The sequence below is a fragment of the Psychrobacillus sp. OK028 genome, from assembly GCF_900103605.1.
Lineage (GTDB): Bacteria > Bacillota > Bacilli > Bacillales_A > Planococcaceae > Psychrobacillus.
In genome coordinates, this window is the sequence record NZ_FNHY01000004.1 from 1 (window position 1) to 12,176 (window position 12,176).

Annotated in this window: 8 protein-coding genes; 1 reads left to right on the forward strand and 7 read right to left on the reverse strand. The window is 38.7% G+C overall.

Annotated features, from left to right (window positions below):
- Positions 1 to 223: 223 nt before the first annotated feature.
- The 7 genes from BLR36_RS08180 to BLR36_RS08210 form a co-directional block, all read right to left on the reverse strand.
- Positions 224 to 2,221, reverse strand: coding sequence for an S-layer homology domain-containing protein (locus BLR36_RS08180; RefSeq protein ID WP_093061263.1), 1,998 nt, complete (start codon positions 2,219 to 2,221; stop codon positions 224 to 226).
- 64 nt (positions 2,222 to 2,285) lie between these two features.
- Positions 2,286 to 4,178 (reverse strand): S8 family peptidase, encoded by a 1,893-nt coding sequence (locus BLR36_RS08185; protein WP_093061264.1) that lies wholly within the window; start codon positions 4,176 to 4,178, stop codon positions 2,286 to 2,288.
- A gap of 66 nt (positions 4,179 to 4,244) precedes the next feature.
- Positions 4,245 to 5,702, reverse strand: a complete 1,458-nt coding sequence (locus tag BLR36_RS08190; protein ID WP_093061265.1) for an N-acetylmuramoyl-L-alanine amidase — start codon at positions 5,700 to 5,702, stop codon at positions 4,245 to 4,247.
- Between the two features lie 216 nt (positions 5,703 to 5,918).
- On the reverse strand, positions 5,919 to 8,081 hold the full coding sequence (locus BLR36_RS08195; RefSeq protein ID WP_093061266.1) for a 5'-nucleotidase C-terminal domain-containing protein: 2,163 nt from the start codon (positions 8,079 to 8,081) through the stop codon (positions 5,919 to 5,921).
- 147 nt (positions 8,082 to 8,228) lie between these two features.
- A complete protein-coding gene (locus BLR36_RS08200; RefSeq protein ID WP_093061267.1) occupies positions 8,229 to 8,957 on the reverse strand; it encodes an amino acid ABC transporter ATP-binding protein in 729 nt (242 codons plus the stop codon).
- 21 nt (positions 8,958 to 8,978) lie between these two features.
- Positions 8,979 to 9,635 carry an amino acid ABC transporter permease gene (locus BLR36_RS08205; protein WP_093061268.1) on the reverse strand — a complete coding sequence of 219 codons (657 nt, stop codon included), beginning with the start codon at positions 9,633 to 9,635 and terminating at the stop codon, positions 8,979 to 8,981.
- 31 nt (positions 9,636 to 9,666) lie between these two features.
- Positions 9,667 to 10,485: a transporter substrate-binding domain-containing protein gene (locus tag BLR36_RS08210; RefSeq protein ID WP_093061269.1), complete on the reverse strand. Its 819-nt coding sequence runs from the start codon at positions 10,483 to 10,485 to the stop codon at positions 9,667 to 9,669.
- A 262-nt stretch (positions 10,486 to 10,747) separates the two neighbouring features.
- On the opposite strand from BLR36_RS08210, the gene BLR36_RS08215 reads away from it, so the two are divergent.
- Positions 10,748 to 11,311, forward strand: coding sequence for a helix-turn-helix domain-containing protein (locus BLR36_RS08215; protein ID WP_254771359.1), 564 nt, complete (start codon positions 10,748 to 10,750; stop codon positions 11,309 to 11,311).
- The last annotated feature ends 865 nt before the right edge of the window (positions 11,312 to 12,176 follow it).

The window sequence follows — 12,176 nt, forward strand, 5'->3', positions numbered from 1 at the left end:
TCTCCTTTTAAAGTTGTTTTAGTCGATAACTTGAGGGTACTTTGCCTTTTTATTTTTGTCCAAAAAAAGCCTTACACAAACTTTTATACACTATCGTCTATAGTTATTTACTCGCTCTCACAGTGGAAATACTCTCGGAACAGGATAATTTTCCAAAACTACACTATATTAAAAAACGCAAGGATGCTGTCAGGTGACAGCGTCCGTGCGTTTTTGTTTTATATTATTCTATTATTCTTAGTAAATCTCCACGGATCCAGCCGTAATCAGATGGCGGGGCTGTGTCAGTTAGTACTTTGTGCCATTCGTAACCGTCAGCGGCTTTTACTGTTTCTACAATTACAACAGGGTATCCGAATAGGTTACCTACACCTAAGTCTTTTTTCTTGTATGTGTATAATATGTTGCTCCATGTTGAAGCAGATGCACGAACGTTTTGCGTTGTTGTTGCTGTTGTCATCGCTAATTTAGCTTGTTTGTAATCTCTGCCGCCGAGGCTTTGATCTATTGTGTACATATGGCCGGCAACTTTTGAGCCCCAATGTGGATCTGATGCATATTTTACATTGAATCCAGTTGTTTTGTTCCCTGGAACTATTCCATTTGCATAGCTGCCAGTAGGTAGTCCATAGCTTGAATTGATGTATCTTGTGACGAATGCATTTACACTATTTTTGGGTTCTGCATATTTTTCGCCCAATTCTGGGTTCGAATCGAATACTTTTATACCAAATAGATTGTTTTTCGTCATTGCATTTCCGCTAATTCCAAAGTCACTTTCGTGAATTGCCGTTGCTAGGATGAACATCGCGTTGACACGGTATGTTGTTTCCATTTCCTTTAAGTATGTGCCAAGTCCGATTAGTTTGGATTTGGTTACAGCGTCTTTATATTTTGCAAGATTTGTTGCCTGTCTTGCTGCCAATGCCGACATAATATAGCTGTCTAGTTCTTCTGCTGTATAGTTTGTTGGCTGTCTAACTGATTGGAATTGGAAGTAGGGGAAATGGGTACCCTTTAAGTTTCCATTAATATCGTAAAATTGGACGCCGTCATAGCTGTAATATTCACCAAATCGTTCCATAAATTGCGGCGCTGGTCCTACAGTATAAAAGGCTGATTTTTTCGTTAAATGATCATATACATAATGATTCAGCATCTCTGAACCGTTTTTCACATATTTGTCTCTTCCAGATATAAGCTGTGAGGGTATAAGACCTACTTCTGAATGTTTCGCATAGCCTACTGTACCGCCTACTTGGACGATGACGTAGTCTGGTCCGCTACCGATGTATTTCATCTCACGGCCTTCTGTTGTGTACGTTACTTCGTTTGAAAAACTAGTATTACTATAAATAGATGCATAGTTTTTCGTTGTATTGTCAGCATACGCAATTCCAGATTTTATTTTGATGATGTCATCGCCCTTGTAAATTGCATCAACGGACGATGATGCGAATGCTTTTTCTGCTTCTACATAGGTTGCATACGTTTTTGTCGTTTTTACTAATTCTCCATTTTTAATGGATGCAATTTGATATAATGTAGGGTCAACTGGTTCTGGTTTTCCTGGTTCTGGTGTCGGCTCAGGTTCTTCTACTGTTTTCATAAGTTCGATGAAACGGTAGATTACTGCTGATACTTGGTCACGTTTAGATAGATCTTTTGGCTTGAACAGTACCGCTGATGAAGTTTTATCTTCTGTAGCAAATCCGTTGATGATTTTAGCGGCAATAGTTTTTTTGGCAGCTACTATACTATCTGCTGACCCGAATTTATTTTGGTCACCCACTATAATACTATCTACGGAAACAGTGATACTTTTTTGATCTAACACGCGTGCCATGGTAATTGCCATTTCTTCACGCGTTATTTTTTTCGTAGGATTGAACTTATTATCTAATGTCCCTTTCATAATTCCCGTGCTTTGCAGTGCACCTATTGCAGATGCCAGTGCAGAGGATGGATTTACATCCGTGTAGGTCGGAACTGCTGCTGGTAATTCTAATGCACGTACTATGAAAGCGGCGAATTGCTCTCTCGTCACGTCATCCTTAGGTCTTACTGTTCCATCGTTATAGCCTTGAATTATCCCTTGCTCGATCATTGCTCGCATTTCTTTTTCTAACGTTAAACCTGTCAGTTCATCTGCAGCTTGTACAGGAATATATGCAGTAATGATTAAGGAAAGTGCAATGAGAATTGCTACTAATTTTTTCATGTTAAACTCCTTCCAAATCTCTCTTTTACTTTATTAATCTATCATTTTTAGTTTATTTACATAACTATTTTTGAATTCTTGCAAGAAATGCTGCGAATTCTGAGCGTGTTATTTTATTGTATGGCTTGAAAGTGTTATCTCCGTAACCTACCGTTACTTTTGCATCAATAATTGGCAGTATATAAGGATACGCAGCCATTGATGGAGAAATATCTACAAAATTGCTATTATTGGAGGTCGTTGGTGAAAGTTTAAAAGCTTTAGCCAATAATATTGCCATCTCGCCTCTAGTCACTTTAGCATCCGGCTTGAAAGTACCGTCTTTGTAACCAGAAATTATTCCAGCGTCTACAGCACTTTGAATATAGCCTGCTGCGAACGACTTATCGGAAACATCTGAGAAGGTCGTTTTTCTTAATGCACCATCTAATGATTTGGCTCTTCCGATTAATACTGCTGCTTCCGCCCTAGTAATCTCTTGGTAAGGTTTAAAACTGCCGTCGTCATAGCCATTTATTTGCTCTTTATTTGCTAAGTAGCCTATATGTTCACTAAACCATTGCGTTCCTTTAACGTCTGAATATTTAGGATTTATTATTTGGATATTTAGTCTTTCTTGTACTTTGATGCCTTTTGCCGTTTGGTAAGATACTTCTATCGGATAATCTCCTTGAACCCCATAAAATGTCCATTTATTGTTTTGCTTGGTTAATGTTTTATTGTTTAAAGATAGTTGAAATCCCGTAACAGAATTTACCTGTAAAATTTCTACTTTCCCTTTTTCCACTTTCGCTTCTAATTTTGGAGATCCTGCGATGTCTTTCTCGTATTGAACTAATCCATAGCCAAAACTTGAGTCTCTACCAGGCGTTCCAAGATCCTTTGCTTGTGATGTCAATAAAGCACGTAATTGTACATTTGTCATGCTAGGAAATCTTTCACGGTATAGCGCTAAAACACCTGTTACATGAGGTGCTGCCATAGAAGTTCCCGATAAATGTGTATAGCCATCCTGTTTGCCGTCTGAAAAGTCCCATTCGAATGGGTAGGTGCTGAATATTGCATATCCCGGTGCCGCAATTTCAAGTTCTGCCCCAATAGATGATTCTGGTAACTTTGCAAGTACATCTGTGACAGCTCCAACTGCTATCACACTGCTAAACTTCGCAGGATATGTTACTGAGTTGCCTTTAGACTGTTCAAGAGCTTCATTACCAGCAGCCCCAACTAATAGCATTCCTTTTTCATAAGCTGTTTTCAATGCTTTTTCCATGGCAGCATCGTATATTGTCGATGTAATACTTAAGTTTAAAATGTCTAGGTCATTTTCGATCGCCCATTCGATCCCACGAATGATGCTACCTGTTGTTCCATAACCTGATTCATCTAACACTTTAACGCTGTATATTTGTGCATTTGGAGCGATGCCAACTATCCCTGTATCATTTGCTTTGGCAGCAATTACTCCTGCGACATGTGTACCATGTCCATGATTATCATCGTACGGTATGCCAGTGGCGCACTTAGTGGACAGCGCACAAAAGCCACCTGCTACTTTAATATCTCGATGTTCTGTATCAATTCCTGAATCAAGTATTCCTATTTTCACATTTTTACCGGTATAAGGTTTTGTATTGGATGGGGCTGCTTTAACGGTTGTAATAGAAGGAATAACTTTGTCGCTTGATATATTGTATTTATGTTCTTTTTGGAGCACTGCTGTTGAATCAAATTGTTGAATCGCTTTTACTTCATCCTCATTCAAGGTAACCTCGAAGGTAGAAAAATGATCGAAATAACCGTTTACTTGTATGTTTCTATCTTTCATAAACTTATTTAGTTCGTCTGCATTCTCTGAGATTATGTAGAAATTTTTGTCGCTTTCTGCGTATGTTTGTAGAGGCAACAGAAGGATTGTTAAGAAAAGAGATATGATAAATATTTGAGTAGCTTTCACAGGTAATCCCCCACTTTCTATGTATGAAAAAGCAGTCCTAATGAAAATTCATCAGGACTGTATGGATTAATGATGTTTTTTTGATGGTGCTGCATTGAATTTAGAATAGTAGCTTCCTGCTTCAGAATATTTTTCATAGTGATAATAGTAATCTAATGTTCCTAGGAAAATTGCTCGAGCCATTTGCTCTCTTCTTGTGGATGAAGCAATATACGCATTATCTGTTTTGTTATCGATAAACCCAACCTCCGCTAATGCTGCGGGAACTGAATTTTCTCTTAAAACCGCATAGTTTCCAGGTTTTACGCCTCGATCTCTTAAGCCCCATGCTTCTTGCATACGTTTGTGAATGTATGTTGCAAGTGCTTTAGACTGATCGACGTTTTTATTAGTAGATGCATAATAGAATGTCTCTTGCCCTAAAGCTGAACCGTTTAGTGCATTGGCATGTACGCTCACAAATGAATCTGCATTATTTTTATAGGCAAACTGTGCACGCTGTGAAAGTGTCAGAAATGTATCCGTCTCACGAGTTAGTATTGGTTTTATCGGTGTTTGCGCAAAATACTTTTTCATACGTAGACTTATATCTAATACAACATCTTTTTCCTTCAGACCGAATCCAGTAGCTCCTGAATCCTGCTTACCATGTCCTGGATCAATTACTACAACTAAATCATTCAATGATTTTTTCGTGTCTACTGGAATTGGTTCAATTGGTAAAGAACCAGCGGATGGTGCATCTGTTGTTAAATAAGCTTTTGAGAAAAATCCAGTTTTGTTACCTGATTTTGCATAAACCCAACTTCCAACTTGGTAATACACATCAACTGGATAGCCTTCGGAAAACTTATAGGTTGTCCCATACCCAACTCCAGGGCCACTACGGAAGTTTAACGTTTCTCCTTTTACATCCACGTACATTTTAGTAGGTGTGTCTGCTAAAGTATTAGTTCTGAAATCTGCATTGATTGCTCTTGTTAAAAATACCGCGAAGTCTCCGCGTTTCATTAATTGAGTTGTCCCAAAGTTTCCTTTTCCAACTCCTGCTGAAATCCCTTTGTTTACTAATTCGTTTGCAGCATCATTAGTTGTTGTAGACTGATATCCAAATGCACGAGCTATTAATAAAGCCATTTCACCACGTTTTAAGGTTTCATTCGGTTTATATGTCCCATCATTATATCCTCTAATAATGTCACGGCTAGCCATTTCGTTAATGTAGCCAATAGCAAAATTTGAACTAGGCACATCTGAGAACTTTTGGTTTTTGTCGGTTCCTGAAAATTGCAAAGCTTTTCCTATCATGACTGCAGCATGCGCTCTCGTCATTGGTGCATCAGGTGAAAATAAAGTAGAACTATCTGAAGAAAGAATATCTCCCTTGTTTAGATACATAATTTCTTCATATGCACTGATTGTGTTTTTTACATCTTTATAATATGTTGCAGCAAGTGTCGGAGAGGCGGATAGTGTCAAGATAGCAATGAAACTAGCAATTAATGTGAGATAAATTTTTTTCACAGATTAATAACTCCTTTTCTTTTTCTACATGCATCTTAACACATTTTTTTCTACTAAAATATCAGACATTGGGGCTAAATTTGGTTTAATTGGAAACTTTTTTGGGTATATAGGTTTTCAACTTGTCAGATATTGTATGTATATGTATTTTGTGTGCCAATGAAATTAGCCATACGAGATTTTCCCGTATGGCTATATTTAAGGGTCCTATTGTATTTATTTTTTTGAAACGTCAACAATTCGACCTTCAACTTTTGGTTCAACTTTGTCTAATGTTTTTAAATAGTCAATAAACATTTCATAGTCAACAAAACCTGGTTCCGATACTCGACCTTCAGCATATGCTTTTGCAAATGTTGTATAATTGTCTCCACCACGAGCTGTGAAGGCATTAGTAGCTACTACATACTTAGTTGCATCATTTATTGCAACATATTTGTCGCCTTCTTTAACTTCTACTTTAACTACGCGTTTTCCAGCTTCTTTTGTGCTATCATACTCAAACTTAAGTCCCGAAACATGTAGGAATGCTCCAGATTCATTTGGTGCCTGCGATACGGAGTGCTCCAGTACTTCTTTCATTTCTGAACCTGTTACTTCTACTAAAGCTAATGCATTACCGAAAGGCATTACTTGTAATACTTCCCCTACAGTAATATCACCTGCATTGATAGAAGTACGAATTCCTCCACCATTTGTCAGTGCAATAGATGTTTTCGGATTAATCGTTTTCGCTTTTGCAAGCATACCATCTGTAATTAAGTTTCCTAGATTTGTTTCATTGAAACGAACACTTTGTGTACCGTCTCCTTCGTTAGCTCTTAGTCCATTTAGTGCAACTAGTGCTTCCACTCCGATAGACTCTTTTTTCAATGCATCAATTTTAGCTTTATATGGAGCTAGTAGTTTTTCTGCTTCCGCGTCAGCTGCATAAGTTGTTTTGTTTCCAGCATCTGTGTTAAGTAGCTCCGCTTTTTGAACTACTACTTCCCCTTTAACGTTGAAAGTAACACCTATTGTACCTAAGAATTTACTATATTCTTTCGCTTGAACGATTAATGTTGGAGAATCGAATGCGTTGGAAACAACAGCTTCTTTAAGCTCTGAATGTGTATGTCCTCCAACAATAATATCGATACCTTCTACTTTTTTCGCAAGTTCAATATCATTATCAAATGCAACGTTGTCATCATATCCTAGATGTGAGATTGCAATGATTTTTGTGATTCCTTGATCTTCAAATGCTTTTACTGCAGCTTTTGCTGAAGCAATATAGTCCTTGAAAATTACTTTTCCAGTACTAGAAATTGTTGGAGTTTCTACAGTCGTAAGACCGAATATGCCAACTTTATGTCCGTTAACATTAAGTACTGTCCCATTTTGGATTTTGCCGTTTTCTGGTGATGAACTGTATTTATTTAATTGTAGATCTTTAAATAAAGGCTCTTTCGAGAAGTCTAAGTTTGCTGATACTATAGGAAACTTCGCAGATTTTACAAAGTTCGCAAGCTCCTTATGACCATTTCCTAAATCGAATTCATGATTCCCTAATGTCATTGCGTCGTATCCAAGTAAATTCATCACGGCAACACTTTCCGCCCCTTTGAATTCATTGAAATATAGATCTCCTGAGAATACGTCCCCAGCATCCAGTAAAAGGTTGTTTTTGTTTGCTGCGCGTACTTCTTTAATAGCAGTTGCCCGATAAGGCGCATTTTCTACATATGCGTGTGTATCATTAGTGTGCATTACCATTAAGTCAAATTGACTTATTTCTTTCGTTCCTCTGTGTAGGAACAAAGCTAATTCACCACGTTTTACTGCATCTGTTGCACCGAAAGCTGTTGCAGTTTTTCCTTGAGTGATTTTAGATTTTACTAATGCGTCCACATATCTGGCGAAAGTACTGTTTACATCTTTAAATTCTGTTTTACTTACAGAGTTATTAACGTCTAGTTGTCCAGCGTTCGCTAATAGTTTAGCAGTTTCATTTCTATTTAATATATCTTCAGATCCAAATAAAGTTTTTGTTTTTCCATTCACTACTTTTGCCTCTACAAGCGCATTTACCGCCCATTTAGCACGAGAAGGCACGTCCTTAAATCCTGCATCTGCGTATATTCCTTTTTCACTAAAGCCCATAGCTTTCGCAACTAAAACAGCCGCATCCGCACGTTTAATACTTGAGTCTGTACCGAATTGAGAAGATGAAAAACCTTTTGTAAATCCATTACTTACTAAGTAATCAACTGCAGTTTTGTACTGTGGAGCTACGTCTTTGAAGGTTGTTGCATCTTCTGCAGAAACTGCTGATCCCATCGATATAGCTACTGCTGCAGCTGTAATACTAGATGCTAGAAATTTCTTATTCTTAAACATGTTGTTCCTCCTCGTATTATGAGATTCGTTTGTAAATCTCAGATAGTTCGATTTTACCAAACTATTATTCAATTGGAAAGATTATTTACAAAATTATTAATCTACTTACAATTTTATAATCCTCAAAACAAAAACCACTAGATTGCTCTAGTGGTTTAGGACTTTGGATAGGAAGTCTTGTGCACGCTGGGTATTTGGGTTGCTGAAAAATTTGGCTGGTGCGGCGCGCTCTACAATTTTGCCTTCTGCCATGAAGACAATTTCGTCACAGATTTCTTTGGCGAAGCCCATTTCGTGTGTTACGACTACCATTGTCATGCCGTCTTTTGCTAGTTTACGGATGGCATCGAGCACTTCAGTTACCATTTCTGGATCTAGTGCAGAAGTCGGTTCATCAAATAGCATTACTTGTGGGTCCATCGCAAGTGCTCGTGCAATGGCTACACGTTGTTGCTGACCTCCGGAAAGTCTGTTTGGGTAGGCATCGAATTTGTCGCCAAGTCCAAGAGAAGATAGTAGTTCTTTCCCTCTTTTTTCAGCTGCCTCTTTGCTTAGTCCCTTTACTTTCATCGGTGCCATTGTTACGTTTTCTAAAGCCGTTAGAAACGGAAATAGATTGAAGCTTTGGAATACAAAGCCTATGTTCGTGCGGGCTACGTTGATGTCCGTTTTTTTGTCGTGAATGGAAATGCCATCCACTATTATTTCCCCGTTGTCTATCGGCTCTAGTGCGTTGATCGCTCGGATTAAGGTGGATTTCCCTGCTCCACTTGGGCCGATCAATGCGATAACATTCGATTTTGGTACTTCGAGCGAAACGTCGGTTAGGACGTGGTGGTCTCCGAAGCTTTTATTGACATTTTTGATAGTAATCATTTGGGTACACCCTCCTTAACGTTATGTCTCGCTTTTCAGTAATCGTTTTTCGAAATATCGAATGATTAGCGATAGGCTGAATGTCATGATGAAATAGATTAGTGCAACGAATGTCCACACTTCAATCGAGCGGAATGATGTTGCTACTAGGTTTTTGGCGTTTAGTGTTAACTCGGTCGCTGCAATGACTGATACAAGTGATGAGTCTTTTATTAGCATAATAAATTGGGATGCAAGTGGTGGTAAAACTCGTCTAAATGCTTGTGGCAAAATAATATGAGTCATTGCCTTTGCATGAGACATACCAAGTGATCGCGCGGCTTCCATCTGTCCTTTCGGTACAGCTTGAATACCTGCTCGAACGATCTCGGCAATGAATGCACCAGCAAATATCGCCAAGCCCCAAATCGCCCCCCAATAGGAACCGAGCTTTAAGAATTGTCCAAGTACAAAGTAAATCCAAATAAGTAAAACAAGCAGTGGAACACCACGAATGATTTCTACATAGATGGAAGATATCAATCTGAAAAACTTGTTTTTTGAAATACGTCCCATCCCAAATATAATACCTATTGGGATAGCAATAAGAATAGCTAATAAGGAAATTTCTAATGTTTTTAAGGCCCCGTCAATAAAGATGTCCATATTACGGGGTATTACACTCCAGTCGTATGTCATTGTTGTACCTCCTCTAGATTGCCAGAGTGTTCTACTCTTCTACTACGTCACCTAACCAGTCAGAAGTTTCAAACCATTTTTCGCGTGATGCAAGTTCTGCTGGGCTTCCAAGGTAGCTGTTTAAGAATGAGTTTACCCATTGGATTGTTTCGAAGTCATTTTTCTTCAGTGCGATTCCTAGGTTTTCAGTAGAGATTAACCCTTCTAATTGTCTTACTTTGTCTCCATTTTGTAATTTCCAAACCGCGATTGCCGGCTCATCATATACGATCCCATCCGCTTTTCCTGCCGCTAAAGCTGCTGCTGCATCTGGGAAGTTTTCGAAGTCCATTACTTCTGCGTTTTTAAATACATCTTTCGCAAGTAAGGCACCAGTAGTTCCGATACCTACCGCAATTTTCTTGCCTGCTACATCTAGGTCTTGCCAAGTTTTTGTCGCTGTATCTGATCCAGGAAGCATAACTGCTTGACCAGTTTGGAAGTATGGGTTAGCAAAGCTTACTGCTAGGGCGCGGTCCCCACGAATTGTCATACCAGCGAATACCATGTCAACTTCCCCAGTTTGTAGCGCTGGAATAAGTCCATCAAACGTGAATTGTTTGTATTCAATTTCTACCCCTAGAGCCTTTGCAAGTGCTTCTGCAGTATCTGCATCATATCCAACGAAGTCACCGTTAGGATTTTTCATATCAAATGGGAAATACCCTGTTGACATCCCAATGACTAATTTCTTTTCTTTTAGTGCCTTTTGAATTGTAGAGTTTTCTGTTGATACTCCTCCAGAATCATTGCTACAACCAGCGATAATTAATACGGTAATCATCAGTACTGCCGCTAACCATTTCTTCATTTCTAAATCCCCCATTTTTTATATTATTCAGTTCCCCTTATGAAACTAGTGAATTATTAGTAGTATAAATTATTATTATTCACCTGTCTACATAATAAATAATTAATTATAATATTTTTATTATTGATTCTATTTGGAAATAGGTGCAAAATAGAATGTATATAGTTGTATTGTATGACCTTTAATATGTATTTATTAATATTGTATTTTTTTGTTTTGTTATGTTTTATTATTCTGTCTAATGAATTATTATGCATAAGGGGTGTTTGTATTGGTATTTCCTAAAAGTGAGGTCGGTAATCGAATTAGGTATTTACGTAGGTCTCAAGGATTGACGTCAGATGAGCTGGCCAAAAAAACGAATGTAAGCCAGAGTATGATTTCGCAAATCGAGCGCGGACAGGTATCTCCATCTTTGGAGACGTTATGGAAGTTAAGCCATAGCCTGAAGGTTCCCGTTTTTTCGTTCTTCGAGGCAGAAGAAAATAATGCAGTCACGCTAACACGCAAAGGTGAGGGCAATCTGATCAAGCGTGTTCGACCAAATGTGGAATATGAGCTTTTGTCACCAAGTTCGGGCAAACAGATGAGCTTTTTTAAGATGATCGTATCACCGGGCGATGGTACCGATGATCCGCTTATGTTCCATGGCGGCGAGGAGTGCGGGCTGATGCTGATAGGTAGTTTGCGACTGGAGATTGAGGGCGAGGTTTATGTGATCAACGAAGGGGATAGTATTTACTTTGATAGCTCGTTGCCGCACCGGTTTATGAATGATGGGGATTGGGATGCGGTGGCTGTTTGGACGATGACGCATAGTTTTTAGGGATGGGAGTCTTTCGCTGGGGCGGAGGGCTTTTTTTGTTGGGGTTTGGGTAGGGGGGACTTCGGGAGTGGGTAGGGGTACTCTCGGAGTGGCGGGAGTTACTCTCGGTCGAGGTAGATTTACTCTCGGAGAATTGGTGGGTACTCTTGCTCGGTTGTGAGTTACTCTCGTTCGGTGGCGGTTTACTAGCGGAAAGGGATTTTTTGGTTAGTTAAATGCACTTTTGGCTTTTCGCACAGGCGAAAAGCTTCCTTTTTGGGGTTTACTCTCGGAGTGGTTGGCGTTACTCTCAGTCAAGGTGGATTTACTCTTGGAGAATTGGTGCATACTCTCGCTCGGGCATCGGTTACTATCGGTTGGAGGAGGATTACTCTCGGAACGGGATATATCAGAAACTTAGATGTACTTTTAGCTTTCGCACATGCGAAAAGCTTCCTTTTTGGTTTTCGCTCTGGCAAAACATCCCTTGCTTAGCCCACCTCAATAAGTTCGAAAATAGGAAAAAAAACAGAAAAAAAAGAAGCGATTCCGATTATTGTGAATTTCGGTATTTTTCTCACTTTTTTCTCACCCTTTCTAGTACTAACTTGCGCTGTGAGCTTATGGGAACACCAATTTACATTCTTTAATCCGATTTTAACATAAATATCCAATATAGATAAAACTAAACTTAATAATATAATCACTCTATCATTACGAGTTTGTCATCCCCATTTCAGTAAAGCATCACCCAATGTCGTCTAAAGTTAAAATTTCTAACACAAAAACAAAAACACCTGTTGCCTAATAAGACAAACAAGTGCTTATAGTTAATTCTAAAAATAATCCTGAATACAACTGAACTCTTATATTAATTTAGACATTT